General features: G+C 61.8%; 22 protein-coding genes and 1 pseudogene. 15 read left to right on the forward strand and 8 right to left on the reverse strand.

The window, feature by feature from the left end; genetic code table 11:
• The first annotated feature begins 76 nt into the window (after positions 1 to 76).
• The 3 genes from merA (at position 77) to MHX66_RS10605 (ending at position 2,427) form a co-directional block, all read left to right on the forward strand.
• Positions 77 to 1,498 carry a mercury(II) reductase gene (gene merA / locus MHX66_RS04150; RefSeq protein WP_034978272.1) on the forward strand — a complete coding sequence of 474 codons (1,422 nt, stop codon included), beginning with the start codon at positions 77 to 79 and terminating at the stop codon, positions 1,496 to 1,498.
• Positions 1,495 to 1,845, forward strand: coding sequence for a hypothetical protein (locus tag MHX66_RS04155; RefSeq protein WP_005293255.1), 351 nt, complete (start codon positions 1,495 to 1,497; stop codon positions 1,843 to 1,845). The genes merA and MHX66_RS04155 overlap by 4 nt, the downstream gene beginning before the upstream one ends.
• Before the next feature lie 192 nt (positions 1,846 to 2,037).
• Entirely contained in the window at positions 2,038 to 2,427 is a 390-nt protein-coding gene (locus MHX66_RS10605; RefSeq protein WP_370646268.1) for a peptide chain release factor I, read from the forward strand.
• Positions 2,428 to 2,430: 3 nt separating this feature from the next.
• Here the strand turns inward: MHX66_RS10605 and ychF are convergent, their stop codons facing one another.
• Positions 2,431 to 3,516, reverse strand: coding sequence for a redox-regulated ATPase YchF (ychF, locus tag MHX66_RS04160; protein WP_239200239.1), 1,086 nt, complete (start codon positions 3,514 to 3,516; stop codon positions 2,431 to 2,433).
• Positions 3,517 to 3,837: 321 nt separating this feature from the next.
• Here ychF and MHX66_RS04165 point away from each other — a divergent pair.
• From MHX66_RS04165 to MHX66_RS04180, 4 genes and pseudogenes are all read left to right on the forward strand, one after another.
• Positions 3,838 to 5,493 (forward strand): annotated as a pseudogene (locus tag MHX66_RS04165) (sodium-dependent transporter).
• A complete protein-coding gene (gene metS, locus MHX66_RS04170) occupies positions 5,490 to 5,669 on the forward strand; it encodes a methionine/alanine import NSS transporter subunit MetS (protein WP_239200242.1) in 180 nt (59 codons plus the stop codon). The pseudogene MHX66_RS04165 and the gene metS overlap by 4 nt, the downstream one beginning before the upstream one ends.
• Positions 5,670 to 5,741: 72 nt before the next feature.
• A complete protein-coding gene (locus tag MHX66_RS04175; RefSeq protein ID WP_239200245.1) occupies positions 5,742 to 7,559 on the forward strand; it encodes an AI-2E family transporter in 1,818 nt (605 codons plus the stop codon).
• Positions 7,560 to 7,586: 27 nt separating this feature from the next.
• Positions 7,587 to 8,519 (forward strand): DUF6542 domain-containing protein, encoded by a 933-nt coding sequence (locus MHX66_RS04180; protein ID WP_035005771.1) that lies wholly within the window; start codon positions 7,587 to 7,589, stop codon positions 8,517 to 8,519.
• Positions 8,520 to 8,569: 50 nt separating this feature from the next.
• Here MHX66_RS04180 and MHX66_RS04185 read toward each other — a convergent pair whose 3' ends face one another.
• Positions 8,570 to 9,556, reverse strand: coding sequence for a 4-hydroxy-3-methylbut-2-enyl diphosphate reductase (locus MHX66_RS04185; protein ID WP_049049122.1), 987 nt, complete (start codon positions 9,554 to 9,556; stop codon positions 8,570 to 8,572).
• Positions 9,557 to 9,621: 65 nt separating this feature from the next.
• Here MHX66_RS04185 and xseA point away from each other — a divergent pair, with 65 nt between their 5' ends.
• Positions 9,622 to 10,941, forward strand: a complete 1,320-nt coding sequence (gene xseA / locus MHX66_RS04190; RefSeq protein ID WP_239200248.1) for an exodeoxyribonuclease VII large subunit — start codon at positions 9,622 to 9,624, stop codon at positions 10,939 to 10,941.
• Positions 10,942 to 10,945: 4 nt separating this feature from the next.
• A complete protein-coding gene (locus tag MHX66_RS04195; RefSeq protein ID WP_239200251.1) occupies positions 10,946 to 11,236 on the forward strand; it encodes an exodeoxyribonuclease VII small subunit in 291 nt (96 codons plus the stop codon).
• 21 nt (positions 11,237 to 11,257) lie between these two features.
• On the opposite strand, the gene MHX66_RS04200 is transcribed toward MHX66_RS04195, so the two are convergent.
• Positions 11,258 to 11,893: a DUF4245 domain-containing protein gene (locus tag MHX66_RS04200; RefSeq protein ID WP_239200254.1), complete on the reverse strand. Its 636-nt coding sequence runs from the start codon at positions 11,891 to 11,893 to the stop codon at positions 11,258 to 11,260.
• Positions 11,894 to 12,084: 191 nt separating this feature from the next.
• Here MHX66_RS04200 and glpX point away from each other — a divergent pair, with 191 nt between their 5' ends.
• From glpX to MHX66_RS04220, 4 genes are all read left to right on the forward strand, one after another.
• The gene (gene glpX / locus MHX66_RS04205; RefSeq protein WP_035012344.1) at positions 12,085 to 13,116 is read left to right on the forward strand and encodes a class II fructose-bisphosphatase; all 1,032 of its coding nucleotides are present in this window, start codon (positions 12,085 to 12,087) and stop codon (positions 13,114 to 13,116) included.
• A 176-nt stretch (positions 13,117 to 13,292) separates the two neighbouring features.
• On the forward strand, positions 13,293 to 14,696 hold the full coding sequence (locus tag MHX66_RS04210; RefSeq protein ID WP_049049125.1) for a class II fumarate hydratase: 1,404 nt from the start codon (positions 13,293 to 13,295) through the stop codon (positions 14,694 to 14,696).
• Between the two features lie 1,086 nt (positions 14,697 to 15,782).
• Entirely contained in the window at positions 15,783 to 16,514 is a 732-nt protein-coding gene (locus MHX66_RS04215; protein ID WP_239200257.1) for a TetR/AcrR family transcriptional regulator, read from the forward strand.
• Positions 16,511 to 18,100, forward strand: a complete 1,590-nt coding sequence (locus MHX66_RS04220; RefSeq protein ID WP_239200260.1) for an MDR family MFS transporter — start codon at positions 16,511 to 16,513, stop codon at positions 18,098 to 18,100. The genes MHX66_RS04215 and MHX66_RS04220 overlap by 4 nt, the downstream gene beginning before the upstream one ends.
• A 127-nt stretch (positions 18,101 to 18,227) precedes the next feature.
• Here MHX66_RS04220 and MHX66_RS04225 read toward each other — a convergent pair whose 3' ends face one another.
• The 4 genes from MHX66_RS04225 to MHX66_RS04240 all read right to left on the reverse strand — a co-directional run bounded on the left by MHX66_RS04225 (position 18,228) and on the right by MHX66_RS04240 (position 22,204).
• Positions 18,228 to 19,013 (reverse strand): GNAT family N-acetyltransferase, encoded by a 786-nt coding sequence (locus tag MHX66_RS04225; RefSeq protein WP_239200263.1) that lies wholly within the window; start codon positions 19,011 to 19,013, stop codon positions 18,228 to 18,230.
• A 63-nt stretch (positions 19,014 to 19,076) separates the two neighbouring features.
• On the reverse strand, positions 19,077 to 20,468 hold the full coding sequence (locus MHX66_RS04230) for a PhoH family protein (RefSeq protein WP_239200266.1): 1,392 nt from the start codon (positions 20,466 to 20,468) through the stop codon (positions 19,077 to 19,079).
• Between the two features lie 254 nt (positions 20,469 to 20,722).
• Positions 20,723 to 21,364 carry an LGFP repeat-containing protein gene (locus MHX66_RS04235; protein ID WP_239200269.1) on the reverse strand — a complete coding sequence of 214 codons (642 nt, stop codon included), beginning with the start codon at positions 21,362 to 21,364 and terminating at the stop codon, positions 20,723 to 20,725.
• Positions 21,365 to 21,496: 132 nt separating this feature from the next.
• On the reverse strand, positions 21,497 to 22,204 hold the full coding sequence (locus MHX66_RS04240; RefSeq protein ID WP_239200272.1) for a LysR substrate-binding domain-containing protein: 708 nt from the start codon (positions 22,202 to 22,204) through the stop codon (positions 21,497 to 21,499).
• Between the two features lie 37 nt (positions 22,205 to 22,241).
• Between MHX66_RS04240 and MHX66_RS04245 the strand changes: the two genes are divergently transcribed.
• Complete coding sequence (locus MHX66_RS04245; RefSeq protein ID WP_239200275.1) at positions 22,242 to 22,610, forward strand: DUF5997 family protein; 369 nt, start codon at positions 22,242 to 22,244, stop codon at positions 22,608 to 22,610.
• Positions 22,611 to 23,338: 728 nt separating this feature from the next.
• Entirely contained in the window at positions 23,339 to 24,514 is a 1,176-nt protein-coding gene (locus MHX66_RS04250) for an acyl-CoA dehydrogenase family protein (protein ID WP_035004419.1), read from the forward strand.
• A gap of 9 nt (positions 24,515 to 24,523) precedes the next feature.
• On the opposite strand, the gene MHX66_RS04255 is transcribed toward MHX66_RS04250, so the two are convergent.
• A complete protein-coding gene (locus tag MHX66_RS04255) occupies positions 24,524 to 25,324 on the reverse strand; it encodes an enoyl-CoA hydratase/isomerase family protein (protein ID WP_239200278.1) in 801 nt (266 codons plus the stop codon).
• Between the last annotated feature and the right edge of the window lie 66 nt (positions 25,325 to 25,390).

Below are 25,390 nucleotides of genomic sequence, written 5' to 3' on the forward strand. Positions count from 1 at the left end.
GCTTGACCTTCCCCTGCACTGGAAGGTCCAGTATGGCTGAGACAGAGCAGAAAGCCAAGAGTTGACAGGAGTAGCGATGCCTACGAAGTACGATCTCGCCATCATCGGATCGGGAGGCGGCGCGTTCGCCGCTGCGATCCGCGCCAGCACGCTCGGGAAGTCGGTGGTGATGATCGAGCGCGGGACGCTCGGCGGCACCTGCGTGAACACGGGCTGCGTCCCGTCGAAGGCGCTCATTGCCGCGGCCGGCGCGCGGCACGTCGCGGTCGACGCCGCAACCCGGTTCCCCGGGATCGCGACGACGGCGGATCCCGTCGACATGCCCGCGCTGATCGCTGGGAAGCAAGCGTTGGTGGAGTCGCTGCGCGGCGAGAAGTACGCCGACGTCGCCGACTCCTACGGCTGGCAGGTCCTCCGCGGCGACGCCTCGTTCGTGGGCACCCCTGATGCGCCGGTTCTCGATGTTGCCGGATCCGACGGAAGCGTCGAGACCATCGAGGCCCACCACTACCTGGTCGCGACTGGTTCTCGCCCGTGGGCACCGCCGATCGACGGCCTGGAGGAGACCGGATACCTGACCTCGACCACGGCGATGGAGCTGACGGAGGTCCCCGAGTCGCTGCTGGTGCTCGGCGGCGGCTACGTCGCCCTGGAGCAGGCGCAGCTGTTCGCCCGCCTCGGCTCGCAGGTCACGCTGCTCGTGCGGTCCCGGCTCGCCTCGAAGGAGGAGCCGGAGGTGTCGAAGGCGCTCCAGGAGGTGTTCGCCGACGAGGGCATCCGCGTCGTCAGCCGCGCAGTGCCCACCCGGGTCTCCCGCGGCACGGGAGGCGAGGCCGTCGTGACCGCCGCCTTGTCCGGCGGCTCGCAGGAGTTCCGCGCCGACCAGGTCCTGGTCGCCCTCGGACGCCGTCCCGTCACCGATGGCCTGAACCTCGATGCGGTCGGGGTGAATACCGGAGACTCCGGCGAGGTGGTCGTCTCCGACCGGCTGCAGTCCTCGAACCCGCGGGTCTGGGCCGCGGGCGACGTGACCGGGCACCCCGAGTTCGTCTACGTCGCCGCCCACCACGGCACCCTCGTCGCCGAGAACGCGTTCGCCGACGCCGACCGGTCCGTCGACTACGCCCGCCTGCCGCGGGTGACGTTCACCGGGCCCGCGATCGGCGCGGTCGGGATGACCGAGAAGGACGTCCTCGCCGCGGGGATCCGCTGCGACTGCCGCGTCCTGCCCCTGCACCACGTGCCCCGCGCCTTGGTGAACCGCGACACCCGCGGGTTCATCAAGATCGTCGTGAACGCCGAGACGAAAGAGATCCTCGGCCTGACCGCCGTCGCCAAGGACGCCGGGGAGCTCGCCGCCGCAGGCGTCCACGTGCTCGGCAGGACCGTCGCCGAGGTCGCCAACGCCTGGGCCCCCTACCTGACCATGGCCGAGGGCATCCGGATCGCCGCGAAGGCCTTCACCACCGACCCGTCGCTGCTGTCGTGCTGCGCATGAACGGCAACGCAGGCAATCGGGGAGATCTCATCCTGAAGCAGACGATGAGCGCCGATCAGGACCGCGACGAATGGCGCGCCGGTCCCGTCGTCGCTGCAGTGACCGGGCTGCTCTTGCTGGCATGCTGCGCGCTTCCGTCGCTGCTCTGCTGCGGCCTGCCGTTCATCGCGGCGGGCGGAGCACTCGCAGGCGTCGGTGGGCTCCTCGGTAATCCCTGGATCATCGGTGCCGGGACCGCCGTCGTGATGGCCGTCATGGCGGGGATGCTCGTCAGGCTACGGCGGCGGCACCGGCGCCGCAGGTCCGGCTGCTGCGAAAATCCTTCGACCGCTGATCGGAACCGGTAGTTCGAGCGGATCCAGCGATCACTGCCACCTGCGGAGGCCGCTGAAATCGAAGCCCGACGGGAGAAGGAGGAGCAAAAAGCGTTCGAATCAACCGGTGACGAGGATAATACTGAGGCTGGATCCCGGCCGTCGCGACGCGGTCTCCGCTTCCGCCGAGACGAGAAAGGGTTGTGGGCACCTAGGCTGGGCGGCATGAACGACATGACCATAGCGCCCGGCCCGGGGATCCCCGACGGTGCGGTCATCGCCGCCGATCTCGCGGAGCGTTTCGCGAAATCGTCGACTCCGGGCGGCCAGGGCGTCAACACGACGGACGGCAAAGTCCAGCTTTCCATCGATGTCGCCGAATGCGCATCGCTTACCGACGCCCAGCGTCACCGTATCTCGCGCAACCTCGAGCACCGCCTAGACGGCTCCGTCTTTACCGTGACTGCGTCGACTCAGCGGTCTGTGTTTCGCTCCTGGTCCTCTCGCTTGCACCTGCGACACAGCCTCGTGTCCCCGGGCTGTAGCGTTCGGGGGAGCACAATAGCCCCAGTCCTCATCACGTCCCGGGATCAAAGAGTTCATCGCAGAGGTTAAGCACTACACGTTAAATCTGAACTCGACCACGTCGCCGTCGGCCATCACGTAGTCCTTACCCTCCTGGCGCACCTTGCCGTGGGCGCGAGCCTCCGCCATGGAACCGAGCTCGTCCAGGTCCTCGAAGGCCACGATCTCAGCCTTAATGAAGCCCTTCTCGAAGTCCGTGTGGATCACGCCGGCCGCCTGCGGGGCGGTGTCACCCTGGTGGATCGTCCACGCGCGGGCCTCCTTCGGCCCAGCGGTCAGGTAGGTCTGCAGGCCCAGCGTCGCGAAGCCAGCCTTTGCCAGCGTCTGCAACCCCGGTTCGGTCTGCCCGACGGATTCCAGCAGTTCAGCCGCCTCCTCGTCGTCCAGCTCCAGCAGGTCCGCCTCTGTCGCGGCGTCCAGGAACACGCAATCTGCCGGGGCTACCAGTTCGCGCAGCTCTGCCTTCTTGTCCTCGTCGGTCAGCACAGACTCGTCGGAGTTAAACACGTACAGGAACGGCTTGGCCGTCAGGAAGTGCAGGTCGCGCACGGTCGCCAGGTCGATCTCCCCCTGCGCCGCGGCACTCGACAGAGTACGGCTATCCTCCAGAATCTCCTGCGCCTTCTTAGCCCCCTCGACCTGCTCGGCCAGATCCTTGTTCTTCCGCGCTTCCTTCTCCAGGCGCGGCAGAGCCTTCTCCACCGTCTGCAGGTCGGCCAGGATCAGCTCCGTCTCAATGACGGAAATGTCGCTGGCGGGGTCCACACGTCCATCGACGTGGATCACGTTGTCGTCAGAGAACGCACGCACCACCTGGCAGATCGCGTCCGCCTCGCGGATGTTCGCCAGGAAGGCATTACCCATACCCTCGCCGTCGGAAGCACCCTTCACGATGCCGGCGATGTCCACGAAGGAGACTGTCGCGGGCAGGATGCGCTCGGATTCAAAGATCTCGGCCAGGCGCGTCAGGCGTGGGTCCGGCAACTCCACCAACCCCACGTTGGGCTCAATGGTCGCGAACGGGTAGTTCGCAGCCAGAACATCGTTGCGGGTCAGGGCGTTAAACAGCGTGGACTTGCCCACGTTGGGCAGGCCAACAATTCCAAGAGTAAGAGTCACGTGCCCCATCCTATCGCCCGGCCGTCGCTGCCTCCAATGCGCCCTTTCTATTGCCTCTATTGCCATACTTATTGTTTCTTTTTGACGCCCACCGCTGCCCACCTATGGACGTCCCAGTTACCCCCAGACACCCCAAAGAAACTACCCCCATCTCTTCATCGGTTAGTCAATCTCGGAAAAGAATTGTGGAAACCCACTATCAGAACCTTTCAACGGTCATATAGTGAATGCACCTTAGAAAACCTTGAGGCTTTACCACCCATTAAGCCTCTTCTGTTAACTCTTCGCCTTGCGAGATGCCTGCTAGAAAGTTGCACCTCAATGACCACTTCATCTTCCTCGCCTGAAGCCAGTCCCCGTCAGAGACGAGAAACATTCAACACCCGCCTCGTGTTTATCATGGCCGCAATCGGCTCCGCGGTCGGCCTGGGTAACATTTGGCGCTTCCCCTACGTCGCCTACGAAAACGGCGGCGGCGCCTTCCTGATTCCCTACCTGGTTGCACTACTCACCGCGGGCATTCCACTACTGTGGTTCGACCTCGCCATGGGCCACCGCTTCCGCGGTTCCACTCCCCTGACATTCCGCCGTACCAGCAAGTACGCCGAGCCGATCGGTTGGCTGAAGGTGGGCGTGAACTTCTTCATTGCGGTCTACTACGCTGCCATCATCGCCTGGGCGGGCCTCTTCACCTGGAAGTCCATTGGCAAGACGTGGGGTGAAGACGCAGAGTCTTACTTCATGAGCGACTTCCTGAAGGTTGACGATTCCTCCGCCTGGACAGGCGACTTCGTCATCCCGATTCTGCTGGTCATGGCCGCAGTATGGGTGGTCTGTATCTTCACCCTTGCCCGCGGGATCAACGAGGGTATCGGCCGCGTCACCATGTTCTTCGTACCGGTGCTGATCGTCCTTTTCGTCGTTATGGTGGTCCGAGCCCTATTCCTCGAAGGTTCCGCCGACGGCCTGAACACGTTCTTCACCCCGGACTGGAGCGTCCTGTCCGATACCTCCGTATGGATCGCCGCTTACGGTCAGATTTTCTTCTCCCTGTCCATCGGCTTCGGCATCATGATTACCTATGCGTCTTACCTCAAGCCGCGCACGAACCTCACCGGCACCGGTATGGTGACGGCCTTCGCCAACTCCTCCTTCGAAGTTCTGGCCGGCATCGGCGTGTTCGCCACCCTGGGCTTCATGGCTGCACAGTCGGGCACCTCCGTCGAGGAATCTGTCTCCGGCGGCATCGGCCTGGCATTCATCGCCTTCCCGACCATCATCAATGAAATGCCAGCCGGGCCCCTGTTCGGCGTGCTGTTCTTCGGCTCCCTGTTCCTGGCTGGTATTACGTCGCTGATCTCCATCATGGAGGTCGTTATCTCCGCCGTGAAGGACAAGCTAAACCTGACCCGTGAGGTCGCCTCCATCACCATCGGTGGCGTCATGGCCGTCGTCTCCTGCCTGCTGTTCTCCACCACGTCTGGTCTGATCACCCTGGACATCATGGACAAGTTCACCAACAACCTGGGCATCGTGATCTGTGCCGTCGCCGCGGTTCTGAGCATTGGCTGGATCCAGGGGCGCCGTAACGAGATGGCGCAGCACCTCAACGCTGTTTCGGAGCTGCGCCTGGGTGTTGTGTGACAGGCCTGCGTGTTCGCCATCACCCCTGCGGTGCTGCTGTACTTCCTGTTCGAGGAGATCCGTACTCTCCTCTCCGAAGGCTACGAGGGATACGCATCCGGGACGATCTTCGCTTACGGCTGGTTGGTGCTCATCATCATCGGCCTCGGCGCGGTGGTATGGAGCTTCGTGCCTTTCCGCGGCAACCTGTTCCTCGATGGTCTGCCGAGTTCGGACTACGGCGTGCCACCAAAGGGACGACCGAAGAACACTCCGAATCCGCTCGCGACTGCCGCTGCTGTCTCTGCTCCCGGCTCTAACAATGGCTCTAACAATGGAAAGGAACTGTCATGACCGGCCCCGCAATTCTCCTGATGGCCCTGTTCATTCTCGTGATCTGGGGCGGGCTCGTTGCAGCGATTCTTATGCTCGCGAAAACGGATGACGCCACCACCGGCGAGCTGGGAACTGCACCCGGCACGGACAATGAATCCCTGCTCAGGGTGAACACATCCTCTGCGGCGCGTTAAGCCGCCTATCAACACGCCCCGGGGTGCGTTATAAACTCCCGTTTTGGACCTGCGTGAGGCAGAATAGGGAGAATGAACTCCCAGAACCCCCACAACAGGTCCTTTCCTCATAAGGATGGCCGTGACTTTGCAGACTTCATCGCGGGTTCCCATCGAATGGATACGGAAAACATTCCTATCCCGGGGGACGATAGGGACGAAGAGCGCCTCGGCCACGGTCAGTTCGCTGACGAACCGGAAGCCGCCAAGCACCCAACGGTAAACCCCCACTCCCCCGAGGCCGAGCTGGTCGAGGACAAGCGAGCGGAGACGACCCCCACTGTGGAGGAAAAGGGCGATGCCTACGTCCAGGAGCGCAACACTGCCCGCGCCACGACAGGAACGGAAAAGCCGTTGACCAAAGATCACGAACCGGACGGGGAAACGGAAGCCGACGACCGCCCTGGGCTTCGCTCGCACGCGGCAAAGGTTAAGAAGAAGGCTAAGAAGCCTGCTCAGAAGTCTCCCATCGATGAGGAGCTAAACCCTGAACTGCGCGACCGCGCGGAGGTCATCGGCACCACCGGTCGCTGGTTTGCGGGCTGGTGCTTGCGCTTTATCATCATCGCCGCGGCGCTGTACCTGGGATTCCAAGTGTTCGGCAAGCTCTGGGCTGGCATTCTGCCGGTCTGCCTGTCGGTGATCGTATGTACCGTGCTGTGGCCGGTCGTGCGCCTGCTCCGCAAGTTGAAGATCCCCAACAGCTTGGCTGTGCTGATTTCTATCCTGGGCTTCTTCGCCCTCATCATCGGCACCTTCGCCGCCATCGCACCTAGTGCCGTGGAACAGGGCAAGACGATCGTCAACCAGGCCAGCGACGGCATCGGCCGAATCCAGGACTGGCTGCAAGGCCCTCCCGTGAACTTGCAGGAAAGCCAGTTCAACGACGGTGTCCAGCAGATCACCGATTGGCTACAGAACAAGTCCGGCGACATCGCTACGAGCATTGCCGCCTTCGGCACGGAGACTGCCTCCCTGCTGGTCACTCTCTTCGTGATGCTGGTGCTGACGTTCTTCTTCCTGAAGGACGGAGAGAACTTCCTGCCGATGCTGCGCCGCGTGACGGGCCGCCGCGTCGGCTGGCACCTGACCGAGGTCCTGACTCGCTGCTGGAACACCCTGGGCGGCTTCATCCGCACCCAGGCCATCGTGTCCGCCATCGACGCTATCTTCATCGGCCTGGGCCTCGTCCTGCTGAACGTGCCGCTGGCCGGCCCGCTGGCTATCCTGACGTTCTTCGGCGGCTTCATCCCCATGGTCGGTGCATTCGTCGCAGGTGCTCTGTCCGTGTTGATCGCGCTGGTGGCAGTCGACTTCAACACCGCCGTTATGGCACTGCTCCTGGTCATTGCCGTCCAGCAGCTAGAGGGCAACATCCTGCAGCCGGTGCTGCAGTCCCGCGCGATGAACGTTCACCCTGTCATCATCCTGCTCTCCGTCACCCTGGGCTCCACCCTCTTCGGCATCATCGGTGCCTTCCTGGCCGTGCCGTGCGCCGCTATGATCGCCGTGATCCTGCGTTACATGGGCGACCTGACGGACCTCGCCACGGGCGAGAAAACCTCCCAGGACATCGAATTTGCTACCACCGCCGGTTCCCTCACAGGCGAACAGTCGGAGCGTGCCGCCCAACGCTGGCAGGAGCTGCGCAAGGCAATGATGCTGAATAGCTCCGACAAGACTGATTCTGCCGATTCTTCCGAGACCACGACCGCCACAGCAGGCAGCGACGATCCTGCGGAGGCGGCGGCCGACGGAGGCGAGGGGGCGTCATCCCTCAGCGACAAGAGGGCACAGATCCGCGATAGGGTGCAGTCAATCTATAAGTCCCTCCGTGGCAATAACGAGTAGAGCGAGCCAAAGAAGTAGCATTACCCCGTGACCGAAAGCAGCCGACACAGAAGCAATAGCCGCTCCGTGCAGCGTGGCGTACGCAACCGCGGCATGGCTGAGGTGACGCACGATGATTCACCGGCGCACTGGTTCCCCGTCTGGGCGCCCGCGCTGGTGATGCTGGCCATCGTTTTCACCGGCCTGGTTCTCGCCAATGGCGATACCACAATCCCGACTCTTTTCTTTGGACTCTTCGCAGTCGGGATGATTGCCTCTACCATCTTCGTCGAGCCGCGCGGGCTGTTCATCACCGTCGCGTCGTTCCCACTGTTTTACCTGTTCGGATCGCTTTTGATTGGCTGGTTCAGTTCCGGTAGGGCGACGATTGCCAGCCGGAAGACGAAGGTCATCACCTCTATTTACCCCGCCATTGAGCACTACCTGTGGCTGCTGATCCCCTTCCTCGTCGCGCTGGGCATCGCGATTTTCCGCTGGTGGAACTTCCGCGAGTCCCTCACCCGCAAGGCCGCGAAGCTGGAGATGCAGCGCCGTCGTCGCAGCGAATCCGACCGCAGCAACATTGAGACCTACGGTCGCGCACAGGAGCGTTCGCATGCTCGGAGCCACGCGCGCAGAAGTACTCGTTCTTCTGATGACGCCCCCAGCTACGAACCGCGGAAGCGTTCAGAGCGGACGACACAGCGTATTACCCGCATCCCGCGGGGCGGGGATTCGGTTCCTGCCCCCTATCAGGAGCGCGCCGCCAGAAGCTTGGATAGGGATTCCGACAGGAGTTTCGATAGGGACGAGGAGTTCCTGCGGTTCGAAGAACGCTCCGGCAGCGATGACGTCCGTTCTAGCGCCAAGCGGGTAACCCGCAGCTCTGAAGAATTGCGCGAGAACGCTCAGCGCCGCCGGGTCCCCTTCCCGGAGCGGCGCATGTCCCCCAAGCGCTACCTCGACGACGAGCGCGACTAAACAGACGGGGGCTAGTTCTACCCCCCCCCTTTGGCGATTTACATCGCGTTTTACTTCTGGGTGCGCGGCGGACGCAGCTCGCGTGGCAGGGAGAAGATCAGATCCTCCGTGGCGGTGGTGACTTCCTCCACCTCGCCATAGCCCTTCTCCGCCAGCAGCTCCAGCACACCGCGAACGAGGATCTCCGGCACCGATGCGCCTGAGGTCACGCCGACGTGCGTCACGCCATCCAGCCAAGCGGGATCGACCTGCTCCGCGTAGTCCACCAGGTGGGCATCCTGCGCACCGTGCTGCAGGGCAACCTCCACCAGGCGCTTGGAGTTGGAGGAGTTCTGCGAACCGACCACGATCATGAGCTCCACCTTCGGCGCAATGGCCTTAACCGCTACCTGGCGGTTCTGGGTGGCGTAGCAGATGTCATCGGACGGCGGATCCTGGATGTGCGGGAACTTCTCACGCAGCAGCTTCACGGTGGTCATGGTCTCGTCCACGCTCAGGGTGGTCTGGGAGAGCCACACCAGCTTCGTGCCCTCCGGGAAGTCCAGTGCATTCACGTCTTCCTCGCCGTCGACCAGGTGGACGACGTCCGGGGCTTCACCCGCGGTGCCCTCGACCTCTTCGTGGCCGTGGTGGCCGATCAGGATGATCTGGTATCCCTGCTTAGCGAAGCGAGTGACCTCGTGGTGAACCTTGGTGACCAGCGGGCACGTGGCGTCAAAAGTCTTCAGCTCGAGCTGGCGTGCCTCCTCGTGCACCGCGGGCGATACACCGTGCGCCGAAAACACCACGTTGGAACCGCGAGGGACCTCCGAGGTCTCGTCGACGAAGATCACGCCGCGATCCTCGAAAGTCTTCACAACGTGCTTGTTGTGCACGATTTCCTTGCGTACGTACAGCGGTGCACCGTGCTTTTCCAAAGCCTTCTCGACGGACTCGACGGCGCGGTCGACTCCGGCGCAATAACCGCGCGGGGCAGCTAGATAAACCTTCTTAGTATCGGCAGTTGCCTCGGTAGTTGGGGTAGTCATGTGCCCCATCGTAATGGAAGTACCTGACAGTGCCCATCCCCTGGCGTCCGGGCCGTCATTTAGAATGCTTAACCATGAGTGTTCCAAACTCCCCTGAGGCCCCGTGGGCGGTCGGGCAGCTAAACGACCAGGTGAAGAACTGGATCCAAAGGCTGGGGTTCATCTGGGTCGAAGGCCAGGTCACACAGGTAAACATGAAGAGTACCTGGCGGTTTTCCTACATCACTCTGCGCGACGTGAACCTGGAAGCTTCGGTCTCCCTGACCGTGGAGACGAGCGCGCTGAAGAACCTGGCCACGCCAGTGAAAGACGGCGACCGCATCGTCGTGCACGGTAAGCCATCGTTCTATTCCAAGCGCGGCAGCTTTTCCCTGTGGGTCACGGAAATCCGGCAGGTCGGTATCGGCCAGCTACTCGCGCAGATCGAACAGCTGAAGAAGGCCATGTTCGCCGAGGGACTTTTCGATCCCCGCCTGAAGGCTCCCCTGCCCTTCCTGCCCACCACCGTTGGTTTGATTACCGGTCGTGGTTCGGCGGCGGAGCGGGACGTGATGGAGGTGGCCAAGCGCCGCTGGCCCGCAGTGCGCTTTCGGGTGATTAACACCGCCGTCCAAGGCCCGAAAACGGTTCCGCAGGTCGTCGATGCTCTACACGAACTGGAGCAAGACCCGGCGGTCGACGTAATCATCGTCGCCCGTGGCGGTGGTTCGGTGGAAGACCTGCTGCCGTTCTCCGAGGAAGCACTGGTGCGCGAAGTATCCCGACTGAGAACCCCAGTGGTGTCGGCCATCGGGCACGAGCCGGACAATCCCCTGCTGGACTACGCGGCCGACGTACGCGCGGCCACTCCCACAGATGCGGCCAAGACGGTAGTCCCGGATGTGGTTCAGGAGCTGCGAATCATCAGCGAAGCACGCCAGCGCGGCGCCGGGGCCCTGCGTAATTGGGTGGCGCACGAACGTAAGGGGCTGGCGCAGATCCGCACCCGGCCTGTGATGGCGGATCCCAGCCTGCCGGTCACCCGCCAGAAGGACATCATCGCGGAAGCTCTGCAGCGCAAGGACCGTGCCCTGGGGGTGCATGTCCGCTCACTGCGTTCCTCGATCGAGTCGCTGAAGGCACAGGTCAACGCCCTGGGGCCATCCCAGACCCTCGCGCGTGGCTATTCCATCGTGCAGGTTATTCCGCGCGACAAGTCGGGAGCCCAAGTGGTCACCACGGTGGATCAGGTTGACCCCGGTTCGCAGCTTCGCATCCGTGTCCCCGACGGATCCATCACGGCCGCGGCAATGGGCGTGCAGGCGGCGCCTGGGGGCGTCATGAATAGAAACAGCAACACGACAGACAGTACCGGCAGTACCGACAGCACCGAGAACAGCACAGGAGAGGCGTAAAACGATGGCGGACAACAACACCAGCAACGGCACTAACAACACCAACAACGGCGATCAGCAGAAGTTTCGCCCGCTCGACCAGCTGAGCTACGAGCAGGCACGCGACGAGCTGGTGGAGGTCGTGAAGATCCTCGAGCTCGGGCAGATGAGCCTCGACGAGTCGCTGAACTACTGGGAACGCGGCGAGGAGCTGGCCGCGTACTGCGAGGACTACCTCAACGGCGCGTCCAAGCGCATCGAGCAAGCCCTACAACAGCGCGAGGCCCGCAACGCCGCGGCGCAGAGCGAGAGCTAGCGTGCGAGCTAGCGCCAGGGGCTAGTTAGCTGTTTCGCCGCTACTGGGCTCGACGGTCGCTTCGTTAGCGTCAGCGTCGGAAGCGTCGGTGACGTCGATCGGCTCCGTCGCAGCGATCTTCTCCGCGGCAGTGCGAGTCTGCTCGTGGGAGGCCATCGCCTCAATAGCCAAGCGCACATCCCCCAGGTCAGCAACCCACAGCGGGCGAGCATCCTCGCCGGTGAAGACGTGCCACTCGACGTCCCCCGTGGTCTCCGTGCCAGTCTCTTCCCGCACGGAATCATCAGGCTGAGAAGCAGCCTTAAAGTCGGCACCGGTTTGGGTCAAGGAAATGTAGTTCTCCCCGTTAATAACCCAACCGACCAGGCTCGACGGCTCGCCGCCGACCATCACACGACGGGCGGAGTTGGCCACCCAGCCTTCCGGCATCTCCGGATTACGGATCGGGAAGTCGAAGGTCCGGGCATCCATCTGCAGCACAGTATCCTTGTCGACCTCCTGCACAGGGCCCGAGCGATCAGCCTCTCCAGGGTTATAGGAGCACAGGCCCGTAAACCCGACCGTCAGGAACATGGCAACCAACAGCACCACCAGGGAAAGCACAATGTCCTTGGTGGATTGAAACGCACGGGGTTTTTGAATCTGCACGCCCGCCATTATCGCATTGCCACCGCTGGCCTGGCCAAATCAGCCCTGCACAGGGCGGAACCCAACCCTAGGCAGGGCTGGACGGCGAAACATAAGGCGCAGCATCAGACAGCGCCCGGGGTAAATGAGGCACAATGGAAGAAGAGTGGAAACAATTACCTATCAGCCACCAATCAGCAACAGAAAAGAGCTTGAAGATCATGTCTACTGAGCACATCCCTGCTGTCTCCCCCAACCCGGAGGCTCCGGACCGCAACCTGGCGATGGAGCTGGTCCGCGTGACGGAAGCCGCCGCCCTCGCCTCCGGCAAGTGGGTTGGCCGTGGACAGAAAGAATCCGGTGACGGCGCAGCCGTGGATGCGATGCGCCAGATGATCAACTCCGTGGAAATGGACGGCGTTGTCGTGATCGGTGAGGGTGAGAAGGACGAAGCCCCGATGCTGTTCAACGGCGAGCAGGTCGGCACCGGCAACGGCCCGGCGGTGGACATCGCAGTCGACCCGGTTGACGGCACCACCCTGATGGCCGAGGGCCGCCCGAACGCAATCTCCGTAATCGCCGCCGCCGAGCGCGGATCCATGTACGACCCGTCCGCCGTGTTCTACATGAAGAAGATCGCCGTCGGCCCGGAGGCCGTGGGCAAGGTGGACATCGACGCTCCGGTCGCCGACAACATCAACGCCGTCGCCAAGGCCAAGGGCACCGTCCCGGGCGACATCACCGTCGTCGTGCTGGACCGCCCACGCCACGAGGATCTGATCCGCGAAATCCGCGAGGCCGGCGCGAAGGTCCGCCTGATCGGCGACGGCGACGTGGCAGGTGCTGTGGCAACTGCCCAGGACACCTCCACCAACTCCGTGGACATCATGATGGGCATCGGCGGCACCCCGGAGGGCGTTATCGCCGCCGCCGCCATGAAGTGCATGGGCGGCGAGATCCAGGGCAAGCTGTGGCCGAAGGACGAGGCCGAGCGCCAGAAGGCTCTCGACGCAGGCCACGACCTCAACCGCGTGTTGACCACCAACGACCTGGTGAACTCCGAGCACTGCTACTTCGTGGCCACCGGCGTGACCAACGGCGACATGGTGCGCGGTGTCTCCTACCACCAGAACTCCGCCACCACCCGTTCCCTGGTTATGCGCTCTCGCTCCGGCACAATCCGCTTCATCGAGTCGCAGCACCAGCTGGCGAAGCTGCAGTCCTACTCCGTGCTGGATTACACCCGTAACTAACTCTTTTTATGACGCCCCCACGCCGCCGCCGTACAGCAGGCCTTTTAGGTAGATTGGGCGGTGTCCGTGCGGGGCACGAAAGACAATCCGCTTTCCCACGGTTCCCGACTTTGAGTCCTTCGGTGGGTTCGAAGCGGGAGGCGTCAAAAAGCTTAGAAGATAAAGGTGATGAAAGAATGACCGAGCAAGAATTCCGCATTGAACACGACACGATGGGCGAGGTTAAGGTTCCCGCGAAGGCTCTGTGGCGTGCGCAGACGCAGCGTGCGGTGGAGAACTTCCCGATCTCCGACCGTCCGCTGGAGTCCGCACAGATCCGCGCGATGGGTCTGCTGAAGGCGGCCTGCGCGCAGGTGAACAAGGACCGTGGCCTGTTGACCGACGAGCAGGCGGATGCCATCATCTCCGCCGCCAAGGAAATCGGCGAGGGCAAGCACGACGCTGAGTTCCCGATCGACGTGTTCCAGACCGGCTCCGGTACCTCTTCCAACATGAACACCAACGAGGTCATCGCCTCCATCGCCAAGAACAACGGCGTGGAGATCCACCCGAATGACCACGTGAACATGGGTCAGTCCTCCAACGATACGTTCCCGACTGCCACCCACGTAGCCGCAACCCAGGCTGCCGTCAACGACCTGATCCCGGGTCTGAAGGTGCTGCAGGAGTCCCTGGCCAAGAAGGCCAAGGAGTGGGAGACGGTCGTGAAGTCCGGCCGTACCCACCTGATGGACGCCGTCCCGGTAACCCTGGGCCAGGAGTTCTCCGGCTACGCCCGCCAGATCGAGGCAGGCATCGAGCGCGTTGAGGCCACTCTGCCCCGGCTGGGTGAGCTGCCGATCGGCGGCACCGCAGTCGGCACCGGTCTGAACACCCCGGCTGACTTCGGCGCCAACGTGACCGCCGAGCTGGTGAAGCTGACCGGCGTGGAGCAGCTGCGCGAGGCAGAGAACCACTTCGAGGCACAGGCTAACCGCGATGGCCTGGTTGAGTTCTCCGGCGCTATGCGCACCATCGCTGTCTCCCTGAACAAGATCGCCAACGACATCCGCTGGATGGGCTCCGGCCCGCTGACCGGCCTGGGCGAGATCCACCTGCCGGACCTGCAGCCGGGCTCCTCCATCATGCCGGGCAAGGTCAACCCGGTTCTGTGTGAGACTGCAACCCAGGTCGCTGCACAGGTCATCGGTAACGACGCTGCCGTTGCCTTCGGCGGTTCCCAGGGTGCGTTCGAGCTGAACGTGTACATCCCAATGATGGCCCGCAACGTGCTGGAGTCTGCGAAGCTGCTGGCCAACACCGCCCGCGTATTTGCGGAGAAGCTGGTCGACGGCATCGAGCCGAACGAGGAGCGTATGCGCACTCTGGCTGAGTCCTCCCCGTCCATCGTCACCCCGCTGAACTCTGCTATTGGCTACGAGGCTGCGGCGAAGGTTGCTAAGACTGCTCTGAAGGAAGGCAAGACCATCCGTCAGACTGTTATCGACCTGGGCTTTGTCGACGGCGAGAAGCTGACCGAGGAGGAGCTGGATAAGCGTCTCGACGTCCTGGCTATGGCAAACACCGACCGCGACAAGTAGGCGAAAACTAAGTACTGACGCTGTTGCGGGGCCAGCCGGCTAGTTGGCTGGCCACACTAGCTTCTGCGGCGCTGGCTCGGGTGGCCACACTTGCCGGGTCATCCTGGCTGGCCTGCAAGCCGGGCCGACACACCCGCTGTTGTTTTCCGAAGGCACTAGTAGGCATTAGCGCTACTAGTAAGTACTAGCCACCGCCTTGGAGGAGCGACAGCGGGTTTTCCTATGTCTGACCGCGGCCAGCCTCGCCTACACCTTTCTTGTCCCTCCGCCTTACTTCCATCCCGGCCTCTTCTGCCCCTTTTAGTTCCCTTTCGCCGCTCCCATAGAGCCAAAATGTCGTTAGAACGGGAATACGCACGGCGCCGCAGCCGACTCCGGAAAATCAAAACCCTCTGACCTGGGCTTTTACTTTACTGGGATTTGATCCCATTAACGGATTCTCGTTCTAGCGACATTCAGCCTCTCCAGCACCGACCAATACCCACTATCTGCCGTCACATCGTCAACCAACCACTATCCTTCAGAAGCTATTGGTCACACCAACACCACACGTTTCATAGATGTCGGAAAAGTTGCAAAAGGCCTCCCCTCCAGAATTGGCCCCTTCAGCAACACCCCCGTGACCTACACTTTTACACTATTGAAAATTCGCCCCGACAAGGTTGTGCAACTTTTCCGACATTTACCCAACCGGAGTGCAACATTTCCGACATTTACCCAACCGGAGTGCAACATTTCCGACATTTACACCCCCACAATGGAACTTCGCGACCACGCCCACCACAAACCCACCCGTGACGACAGGCGCAGCACCCCCACCCGCAAAGCCAGTCACAGCACCCCATCCCACCCGCGGCGCAGACCGTTAACCACCACACACTAGGCAAACCCGTATGAAGAATCACACAAACTTTGCACTAGATACAACTTTGCACTGGGTGTAACTTTGTTCGAGTGATGCATTCGAACCGCTCCGATCCCCCAGCTCCCCCAGAGTCCACGGAGCCCACGGAACCCACGGACCACACAACTCCCCCAGACCCCACGGAACCTCCAGCTCCCCCAGAGCCCACAGATCCCCCAACCATGGGACTGCGCGAGCGCAAACGCCTGGAAACCAGGCTAAGGATCGAGGACGAGGCCACTCGCCTCTTCCTCGATCGTTCCTTCGATGGAGTCACCCTGGAGGAAATCTGCGAAGCAGCGGACATCAGCCGCCGCACCTTCTTCAACTACTTCTCATCCAAGGAACACGTTGCGGTCGGCAAACAACCCCCGTTGCTCACCGAAGACGACTTCAACAAACTCGAAAGCTTCTCCCCGGCACGGGGCAGCCTGCCTCAATACCTCTACGACATGCTGACCAAGAAGCGCATCGAGGAGGCCAAGAAGTCGGACAATGCCAACCTCGATCCGGAACTGGCGGAGTCGATAAGGTGGCGTCGATCCCAAATAATAAAGAGATTCCCCAGCCTGGCACTTGCGAAGCTCGCCAGCTACGAAAAGCTGCGCAGCGACCTTGCCGAAGCGGTGTGCAAGAACCTCGAAAGGCACCCGCATAACCGCAGCACCGACATGGAGGCGATGGAGGAAGCACACCTCATCGTCACCGCGGCAACAACGGTGCAATGGGCCGCAGCAACCTCAGCCACACGGCGCGGCAGAACCCTGAACAGCACAAAGGACTTCGACGTTGCTTTAACCGGGCTACGGCAAGTCTTCAGTGCCATCGAACCGGCCACCCTCAAGCCGTCAACAGCCTCAACCGCAGAAAACATCTCGCAGAAAGCACAGAAAACCAAGGAGAACCGCCCATGAAAGATACTCGCGAAGAAGCCGCTGCAGCCAAGGCACGGCTCGACGCGGCGGAAAAGCAGCGCCAGGAAAACCACAACAACGTCCCCCTAGTCTTCGGCTGCCTGATGCTAGGCATGCTGATGTCCTCACTGGGGCAGATGATCTTCTCCACCGCCCTGCCCACCCTCGTCGGCGAGCTCGGCGGTGCCAACAAGATGAGCTGGGTCATCACCAGCTTCCTGCTGACCATGACCATCGGCATGCCCGTCTACGGCAAACTGGGTGACCAGATGGGTCGTAAGCCGTTGTACCTGGTGGCGGTAACCCTGTTCCTGGCCGGCTCCGTCCTGGGTGCGCTTGCGCAGAGCATGGACATGATGATCGTCGCCCGCGGCGTACAGGGCCTCGGCGCCGGCGGCCTGATGATCGGCGCGCAGGCCATCATCGCCGACGTGGTTCCCGCACGTGATCGCGGCCGCTACATGGGCATCATGGGTGCCGTCTTCGGCCTGAGCTCCGTACTAGGGCCGCTGCTGGGTGGCTTCTTCACCGACGGCCCGGGCTGGCGTTGGGCGCTGTGGTTCAACGTTCCGCTGGCGGTCATCACGTTCCTGATGGTGTTCTTCAATCTCCAGCTGCCGAAACGTGGCTCGGGCGCCCGCCTGGACGTCCCCGGCACGGTCCTGATGGCCGGCGCTACTAGCGCGCTGATTCTGCTGCTCACCTGGGGTGGGCGCGATTACGCCTGGTCCAGCCCGGTCATCATCTGCCTGGGCATCGCAGCGGCAATCCTGGCTACGCTGTTCGTACTGGTGGAACGCAAGGCGAAGGATCCGCTGATCCCGATGCAGCTGTTCACCGTCCGCAACTTCGTCGTCACGACTGCGGCGGGAACGATCACGGGTGTGGTTATGTTTGGCGTGCTGGCTTACATGCCGACGTACATCCAGATGGTGCACGGCATGACCCCCACCAAGGCCGGTCTGATGATGGTCCCGATGATGGCCGGCATGATCGTCACCGCCACCGCCTCCGGCCAGTACGTGTCCCGCACGGGCCGCTATAAGTGGTTCCCCGTCGCGGGTCTGCTCGTCGCCGCCGCGGCGGTCGGTCTTATGGGGCTTTTTGACGCCCACGATTCCCTCGTGCACCTCGGTCTTGTCTTGGCCCTGATGGGTGTTGGCCTGGGGCTTTCGATGCAGATTTTGGTGCTGATCGTGCAGAACTCTTTCCCAATCTCGATGGTGGGCACTGCGACGGCTTCGAATAACTTCTTCCGCCAGATTGGCGGTACGGCTGGCTCAGCTATCATCGGTTCGCTGTTCACGCACCGCGTGGCGGATCTGATGGGCCAGCGGGTACCCGGCGCGCTCAAGGAGCTGGGTCCGCAAGGGGCTGAGTTCGCAAAGGACTTCCAGGGCGGCGGCAGTGCGCGGCTAACCCCGGAGATCGTCGATACGCTGCCTGGCCCGTTGCATGACGCGATCACTACCTCGTATAACGACGCCCTCGTCCCCGTTCTCGGGGCAATGGCGCCGGTGGCTATTTTGGCTGCGCTGATTCTGGTCTTGGTCCGCCAGGACAATCTGAAGGAAACCATCGAGTAGTCCCAGATGGGATCCTGCGCAAAGAGAAAAGGCGACCGCGCTAATGGCTAATACGGTCGCCTTTTGCTGTGTCTGAGCTCGCTCGGGAACGTGCCTGAGAAACGTGCTTGGGATACGTGCTGGAAAGTTACTCGGACTTTTCTGCCGATTCCTCAGCGTTTTCAGAGCTGCCCGCGTTGCTAGCGCTCTCAGCGTTGCCCTCAGCGTCGCCCTCGTCGGGGTGGTCCAGGTTCTCCTGGTAGTACTTCCATGCCGGGCCGCCCTCGAGAATCTTCTCCATCACCATGTTGTGGCGCCACGTGCCCTTCTTCGGCCCGTAGTTCATGTGAGACATGCAGTGGAACACTCCCACTTCCTCGAAGCCTCGGGAGACGTGCAGCCGCACGGAGCCTTCGTTCTCCGGGAAGATGCTGGAGTGCATCGCCCAGTGGCCCTGCTCTGCGGCCTCCTTGAGCAGCCTGTCGAGCAGGCTGCCGGCCACGCCCTTGCCGGCGGCGTCATTGTGGACGTAGATCGAGTCCTCCAGCACCCCGTCGAACACGTCGCGGTGACTGGCGGAGGTGGCAGTGATCCACCCCAGGATCTTCTCCTCATCCTCCCCAAGCCCCGCGGCCGCCGCAGCTGCGGGATCCGTGTCGATGGCAACGAAGGAGAGCTCGGGCAAGCGGTGGCGCATGAAGTCATCCCACGCTTCGGGCGCGCTTTCCTCAAAGGTAGCCTCGCCCGTATCCATACCGGTCTGCAGGATCTTCTGGACTTGCGGATAGTCCTTCTCCTCCATCAGGCGGATGGAGATAGCCTGCTTGGCACTGTCCTTGGCGTTGTTGCCAGCACTGCTATCTGCGGCTCTCCCTGCAGTGTTCGCAGCGTTCCCAGAGTGCGCAGTGTTACCTGCGGTGTTCGCGGAAGTCATGGAAGAAATTGTGCCCTAAAACCCATCGTTTACGCCACCTGACTACCGGCAGCTGTGAGCGAACTATCCTTTTTCCAACAGATTCGTCACCAGTTCAGCGATCGCGGAACGCTCGGACCGGGTCAGCGTAACGTGCGCGAACAGCGGATTGTTCTTCAGCTTTTCGATCACCGCCTGGATTCCGTCGTGGCGCCCTACCCGCAGGTTATCGCGCTGCGCAACGTCGTGAGTCAGTACAACGCGGGAGTTGCGCCCCAGGCGAGAGAGCACTGTTAGCAGGACGTTGCGTTCGAGTGACTGGGCCTCGTCCACAATGACGAAGCTGTCGTTGAGGCTGCGGCCACGGATGTGCGTCAGCGGCAGCACCTCCAGCAACCCGCGGGCGTCGATCTCCTCCAGCACGTTGTCGCTCACCACCCCTTCCAGGGTGTCGTACACCGCCTGCGCCCAGGGGTTCATCTTTTCCGTCTCACTACCGGGCAGGTAGCCCAGATCCTGGCCGCCGACGGCGTACAGGGGGCGGAAGACGACGATGCGCTTGTGTTCACCGCGTTCTAGCACTGCCTCCAACCCGGCGCACAGCGCCAGAGCGGATTTGCCGGTGCCCGCGGAACCGCCGAGACTGACAATGCCAACCTCGTTATCCAGCAGCAGGTCCAACGCCACGCGCTGCTGGGCGCTGCGCCCCCGGATGCCGAAGGCTTCCAGGTCGGTGGGAACCTGGCGGACCATTCCGTCGCCCATCGAACGCGCCAGAACGGACTGGCTGCCCGCGGTCAGCTGCAAGCCGCAGTGGATCGGCAGCTCGTCGACCTCGTCGCCGTCTACCGTCAGGGCGCCGGAGATGTCGGCCTCCCCCACGTCGTACAACTCGTCGATGATGCTGGTGGGCACCTCCGCGCGAGCCATGCCGTTGTACCCGGTTAGCACGACGTCCTGGGCGTGGTACTCGTCGGCGTCAAGACCAACGGCGCCGGCCTTCACACGCAGCGGCACGTCCTTCGTCACCAGCGTGACGTTGTGCCCCTCCGCTCGCAGGTTCAAAGCGCAGGCCAGGATGCGGTGATCGTTCTGTTCTCCGCGCAGGCCCGTGGGCAGCACGGACTGGTCAACGTGGTTCAGCTCAACCTGTACGGTGCCGCCAGCTTCATTGACGATGCTGGGCATGTCCAGTCGACCGTGCTCCTGACGAAAGTCCTCGAGCATGCGCAAGGCCTGCCGGGCGAACCAGCCGAGTTCCGGGTGATGGCGCTTGCCTTCGAGTTCACTGATGACGACGACGGGGAGGATGATGCGGTGTTCCGCAAACTTGATGAGTGCCCAGGGATCGGATAGCAACACCGAGGTGTCAAGGACATAGGTGCTTAGGCCGAGCTCTGCGTCGGAATGGGCGTTGAGAGCCTGCTCTGCCTGAAAGTTCTGATGTGCCTGATCGGTGGGTGCGGCGGAAGTCATGGAGGTGGTGCTCCTTGTAAGGGATTATGAGTCAATCAACCCGGACGTTCCACGCCGCAAAAGCTACGCTTTACATCCGGGAAACGGATGAGGTGGGTAGTTGTTACTTGCTTCGGACACCCTCGACGCTATGCGCACCGCATGGAAATTACATTGTTGTCAGATGAACTCTGGGTAAACATAAAAAGCCCCAGGCTTCGGGGCAGTTCCTGCCCCTCACCTGGGGTTATCAAGTTCTACTTGAGGGTTAGAACTTAGCGCTTCTCGATGGTCTCGGAGAACTGACCGGACTCGTCCTTGGCCCACGTGATGGTGCCGTTTTCGAAGGACTGGGTCCAGCCGTTAGCTGCGTCGCCCTTCTCCGGAGCGGTCGGCAGACCCAGCTCGTTGTCCAGGCCGCCGCCGTTGTTCCAGGTCTCGCCGATCTTGCCGATCAGCGGAACTGCACCGTGGTCCTTGGAGTTGGCGATCCAGCCCTTTTCGAAGGTTGCCAGGGAGCCGTTCTCGCCCTCGGTAAACTCGGCGAGCTTACCGAAGGAACCGGACTCGCCGCCCTCGTTGTCCCAAGCGGTCTTGACGTCCTTCGGCAGCTCAACTTCTTCACCGCTAGCGGTCTGGACCTTCTCGGTCTCACCCTCGGCGCCCTCTGCGTCTGCGCCCTCAGAGCCCTCAGCGTCAGCACCCTCAGCCTCGGACTCGCCGTCCTCGCCTTCACCGGCCTTCGCGGTAGCAGAGTCGGCAGCCTCGCCAGCCTTCTCAGTAGCGGAGTTTGCTGCGTCGCCAGCCTTGTCCTTGGCGTCCTCAGCATCGTCAGAGCATGCAGCAGCACCGAATACCAGAGATGCACCTGCAGCCAGTGCCACTGCGGAACGACGGAAGCGCTTGTTGGAGTTCATTACTAATACCTTTCTGTCGGCTCTTTTTCAGCTCTCGCTTATTGCAAAAGCAATACCCCTCCATTCCTAATAGTGTTCCAACGAAAAATGCACGTGTTGTTGAGGATCTTTAACCCAATCGGAACCAATTCTTTATTTTCGCCGCGCGCCTTGAGAGGTCTTTTTCTTACCTCTTTTCTTTGTTTTATCTGCATTTTTATGGACGCCACCACGCCCACGCTTAGCCACCTGTCGCGAGCTGCTCGCGGTGCGCCCTTTACATATCCCAACGAAGTCCTGGATGACGTCACTGTCGGATTCGGTAAGCCACATCAGGGCCACCCGGGTGCGGGGGCACGTGGTGGCGTCAATCCCCGAAAGATCCCGATGCACCACCCCGCGCTGGTTAATAGCCCGCAGCAAGGGACGCGGCGCGACGGCAATGCCAACATTGGCGGCAACCACCTGCAGGGCTTCGCGCAGAGCTGCCACATTATCCCAGCCGGTAGGAGGGGTGACGTACATAAGTTTCTCGTCGGCCAGCTCCCGGAAGTTGATGGAATCCATGACCCTGGCGGGATGCTCCTTGGGTGCGGCAACGCCGATCTGCTCCTCGTAGAGGGCAACTTCGTGCATGTCAGCCGGGCGCTCGAACCCTTCCGCCGGGAGACGCACCAAGGCAACATCCGCCTGGCCTGCGCGTATATAAGGCAACGGGTCATCGGTGCCCGCGCTGGCGATCTTCCACCCGGGAACCCGCTCGTCAAAACGGCGGAACCACTTATCCGGCTGCACGCCAGTGCTAAAGACAACTTTTAGGTGCTGGCGCGGTTTCGCGGCGTGGTTCTGCTGAGTGGGCATGGCACCAATAATAGAGCCGTTCATTAGAATGATGAACATGACTGACGCGATCCCAAGTTACAAGTCCGGCCCGCCCATGAAGCCCGCCACCGCCGCAAAGAAGCTGGCCATCTACCTTCCAGCCACGCCGCAGGAGTTCCAGGATTCCGCACTTACCCATGAGCAATTCGTGGAGCTGCAGAAGAACCCGCCCGAGTGGCTACAGACGCTGCGCCGAGAGGGGCCACACCCCCGCCCCGAGGTAGCTCGCAAGCTGGGCATTAGCATTACGTCGCTGAAGAACAATGACATGGACAAGCCACTGACGACCGCGGAGATTAAGGCATTGCTTGAAAAGCAGCCGGAGTGGCTGCGAGAGGCTCGCCGTAAGTTGGCTAGTGAGCGCGAGGAGACGGGGCGTCAATAAGTTCAGCTAGAGGCGGCATAAGAATAAGAAAAAGGCGAGGATAAGCCCGATATTTCGGACCTTTCCTCGCCTTTTCGCCTTTGGCCATTGACCTTGGGCCTTCGATGGTGACGAGCCATCAGAAGCTTTATCCGGTAAGCAACCTCCAGGTGACGAAGCTGACGGTTGCCGGGTAACCGGATGAACAACCACAGCACCTCGGAGGAGAAAGTGGCTACCGATGCTCGTGCGCTTCGGGGAGAAGAGAGAAACCCTCGTCGCATGAATACTGCGCCGACAACTGAACTTTCGACAGGTGCTGCAACATATTCCACAACTGCAGTGCGCCTCAGGTGACTAGCCTGCGACACATCCAAGAGGTTAGCCAAGCCTCACCTGGCTTGTCAATATTTAAACAACAAAAATGTTGAATAAATAGTTGACCTGGGCTTTTTTCAGGCGGGGGTGGCTAGATCTGCCCGCAGGGGTGAAGTGGCAACCATGTGCGACACATAACAGTGTGTTTTCGCCCAATATCGAGGGGTTTCCTTGTACTTTCACCCCAAAGAAATGCTATTCTCATAAACAACGCAGAGATGCACGTCACAATAGCGATGTAACATCGAGCTGCAACACACAGAAATCTCTATAACCGACATTGCTGCCACTGGCGCTACGCACGCTGCTGGTATTCCAGTAGTTCAAGTTCGGCAGTTCAAGCAGCCAACGTCTTGGTTTGAAAGGAACCCATGAAGAACTTCCTGCCACGCAACATTTTCGAAGAAGAGCACAACATGTTCCGCGAGGCCTGCGCGGACTTCGTGAAGGCCGAGATCGCCCCGAACGTTGACCGCTGGCACGAGCAGGGCTACTGCGACCGCGAGATGTTCCAGAAGGCCGGTCAACAGGGTCTGCTGGGCATGATGGCTCCGGAGGAGTTCGGCGGCGGCGGTATGGAGAACGACTACCGCTTCAACGCTGTGCTGACCGAGGAGCTGGCTAAGGCTGACTCCGGTTCCGTTATCGTGGGCATCCAGACCATCAACGACCTGGTCATCCCCTACCTGCAGCGCTTCGGCAACGACGAGCAGAAGGAGCGTTTCCTGAAGCCGCTGTGTGCCGGTGAGAAGATCGCCGCACTGGCAATGACCGAGCCGGGCGCAGGTGCCGACCTGGCTGGCATCCGCACCTTCGCGAAGAAGGACGAGAACGGCGACTACATCGTCAACGGCGCGAAGACCTTCATCTCCAACGGTGTCCAGGCAGACTTCACCCTACTGGTCGTCGTCACCAACCCGGAGAAGGGCCGCGCAGGCGTTTCCATGCTGATCGTTGAGGACGGCATGGAGGGCTACACCAAGACCGGCCCGCTGAAGAAGGTAGGCCTGAAGTCCCAGGACACCGCTGAGCTGTCCTTCGAGGACACTCGCGTTCCGAAGGAGAACCTGCTGGGCGAAGAGGGCGCCGCATTCGGCTACCTCCGCACCAACCTGGCACAGGAGCGCCTGTCCATCGCCGTGGGCTCCATCGCTACCTCCCGCCGCGCATTCGACCTGGTTTACAAGCACTCTCAGGACCGCAAGACCTTCGGTCAGCGCCTGATCGACCACCAGGCATACCGCTGGGAGCTGGCCAAGATGGCCACAAACATCCAGGGCTCCCAGTCCTTCGTTGATGCCTGCATCATGGAGAAGGTCAACGGCACCCTGGACGAGGTCACCGGTGCAATGGCTAAGTACCAGACCACCGAGCTGCAGATCGAGGTTGTCAACGAGGCTCTGCAGCTGCACGGCGGCTACGGCTTCATGCTGGAGTACCCGATCTCCACCCACTACCTGGACTCCCGCGTCCAGCCGATCTACGGCGGCCCGAACGAGATCATGATCGAGATCATCTCTCGCCGCCTGGCCAAGGGCGATAGCTAGGGTCTAGCCTTACTCCCCCTTAAACTGCGGTGGTCGCTTTCCTAGGAAGGCGGCCACCGCTTCGCTATGGTCGGCGGTGTTAAACAGGCGCAGCTGTGCCTCTGCCTCCGCTGCGGCAGCCTCGCTGATCGCCGCAGTGTTCTTCACCAGTGCCTTCATCTCCTTGTACGCCGCGGTCGGGCCGGCGGCGAAGCTGTTGGCCAGTTTCTCCACGGTCGCTTCGAGATCCGCTGGCTCCACAAGCTGCGCTACCAGGCCCAGCTCTGCGGCTTCCTCGGCGGGCACCTTGCGGTCCAAGAGCAGCAACTGCAGGGCCTTAGCGCGGCCCACGCAGTCGACGAGGGTCTGTGACAGGCCCGAATCCGCCGCCAGCCCCACGCCCGTGAAGGCGCCCTTGAAAGAGGCGGCGGTGGACATCACGCGGAAGTCGCAGGCCATTGCCAGTCCCCAGCCCGCGCCTGCCGCCGGCCCCTGGATCGCGGCGATCGTCGGCACGCTGATCCCGGCGAGGAGCTCAGTCATGGGGTTGTACTCCTCCACCACCTTTTCCATCCCCGTGCGGTTCTGCGTGTCGCGCAGCTGTTCCTTCAGATCCTGGCCAGAGCAGAACGCCTTGCCATTGGCGCGCAGAACCACTGCGCGCACTGCGGAGCCGAGTTCTTCCGAATCCTTTTGCGCATTGCGGAATGCCTCGATCAGCGCGAGACGCAGCCCTTGGTCTAGGGAGTTGTATGCTTCTGCGCGGTTGATGGTGATGTAACGTACGCCGGCTTTGTCTTCGACCAGTACAAGATTAGTGTTTTCGCTCATACTGGATACGCTACGTGGAGCGGCTGCGTAAAGCTGTGCTTTGGGCAGATGCTGTCGTGGTTTCTT

Origin of the sequence: Corynebacterium sp. ACRPH (genome assembly GCF_022347285.1) — a bacterium.
Lineage (GTDB): Bacteria > Actinomycetota > Actinomycetes > Mycobacteriales > Mycobacteriaceae > Corynebacterium.

What these genes read in the sequence shown, in the direction of transcription:
- merA (WP_034978272.1), top strand. Translation starts at nt 77, where the DNA reads ATGCCTACGAAGTACGATCTCGCCATCATCGGATCGGGAGGCGGCGCG.
- MHX66_RS04155 (WP_005293255.1), top strand. Translation starts at nt 1,495, where the DNA reads ATGAACGGCAACGCAGGCAATCGGGGAGATCTCATCCTGAAGCAGACG.
- MHX66_RS10605 (WP_370646268.1), top strand. Translation starts at nt 2,038, where the DNA reads ATGAACGACATGACCATAGCGCCCGGCCCGGGGATCCCCGACGGTGCG.
- metS (WP_239200242.1), top strand. Translation starts at nt 5,490, where the DNA reads ATGACCGGCCCCGCAATTCTCCTGATGGCCCTGTTCATTCTCGTGATC.
- MHX66_RS04175 (WP_239200245.1), top strand. Translation starts at nt 5,742, where the DNA reads ATGAACTCCCAGAACCCCCACAACAGGTCCTTTCCTCATAAGGATGGC.
- MHX66_RS04185 (WP_049049122.1), bottom strand. Translation starts at nt 9,556, where the DNA reads ATGGGGCACATGACTACCCCAACTACCGAGGCAACTGCCGATACTAAG.
- xseA (WP_239200248.1), top strand. Translation starts at nt 9,622, where the DNA reads ATGAGTGTTCCAAACTCCCCTGAGGCCCCGTGGGCGGTCGGGCAGCTA.
- MHX66_RS04195 (WP_239200251.1), top strand. Translation starts at nt 10,946, where the DNA reads ATGGCGGACAACAACACCAGCAACGGCACTAACAACACCAACAACGGC.
- MHX66_RS04200 (WP_239200254.1), bottom strand. Translation starts at nt 11,893, where the DNA reads ATGGCGGGCGTGCAGATTCAAAAACCCCGTGCGTTTCAATCCACCAAG.
- glpX (WP_035012344.1), top strand. Translation starts at nt 12,085, where the DNA reads ATGTCTACTGAGCACATCCCTGCTGTCTCCCCCAACCCGGAGGCTCCG.
- MHX66_RS04210 (WP_049049125.1), top strand. Translation starts at nt 13,293, where the DNA reads ATGACCGAGCAAGAATTCCGCATTGAACACGACACGATGGGCGAGGTT.
- MHX66_RS04215 (WP_239200257.1), top strand. Translation starts at nt 15,783, where the DNA reads ATGGGACTGCGCGAGCGCAAACGCCTGGAAACCAGGCTAAGGATCGAG.
- MHX66_RS04220 (WP_239200260.1), top strand. Translation starts at nt 16,511, where the DNA reads ATGAAAGATACTCGCGAAGAAGCCGCTGCAGCCAAGGCACGGCTCGAC.
- MHX66_RS04225 (WP_239200263.1), bottom strand. Translation starts at nt 19,013, where the DNA reads ATGACTTCCGCGAACACCGCAGGTAACACTGCGCACTCTGGGAACGCT.
- MHX66_RS04230 (WP_239200266.1), bottom strand. Translation starts at nt 20,468, where the DNA reads ATGACTTCCGCCGCACCCACCGATCAGGCACATCAGAACTTTCAGGCA.
- MHX66_RS04235 (WP_239200269.1), bottom strand. Translation starts at nt 21,364, where the DNA reads ATGAACTCCAACAAGCGCTTCCGTCGTTCCGCAGTGGCACTGGCTGCA.
- MHX66_RS04240 (WP_239200272.1), bottom strand. Translation starts at nt 22,204, where the DNA reads ATGCCCACTCAGCAGAACCACGCCGCGAAACCGCGCCAGCACCTAAAA.
- MHX66_RS04245 (WP_239200275.1), top strand. Translation starts at nt 22,242, where the DNA reads ATGACTGACGCGATCCCAAGTTACAAGTCCGGCCCGCCCATGAAGCCC.
- MHX66_RS04250 (WP_035004419.1), top strand. Translation starts at nt 23,339, where the DNA reads ATGAAGAACTTCCTGCCACGCAACATTTTCGAAGAAGAGCACAACATG.
- MHX66_RS04255 (WP_239200278.1), bottom strand. Translation starts at nt 25,324, where the DNA reads ATGAGCGAAAACACTAATCTTGTACTGGTCGAAGACAAAGCCGGCGTA.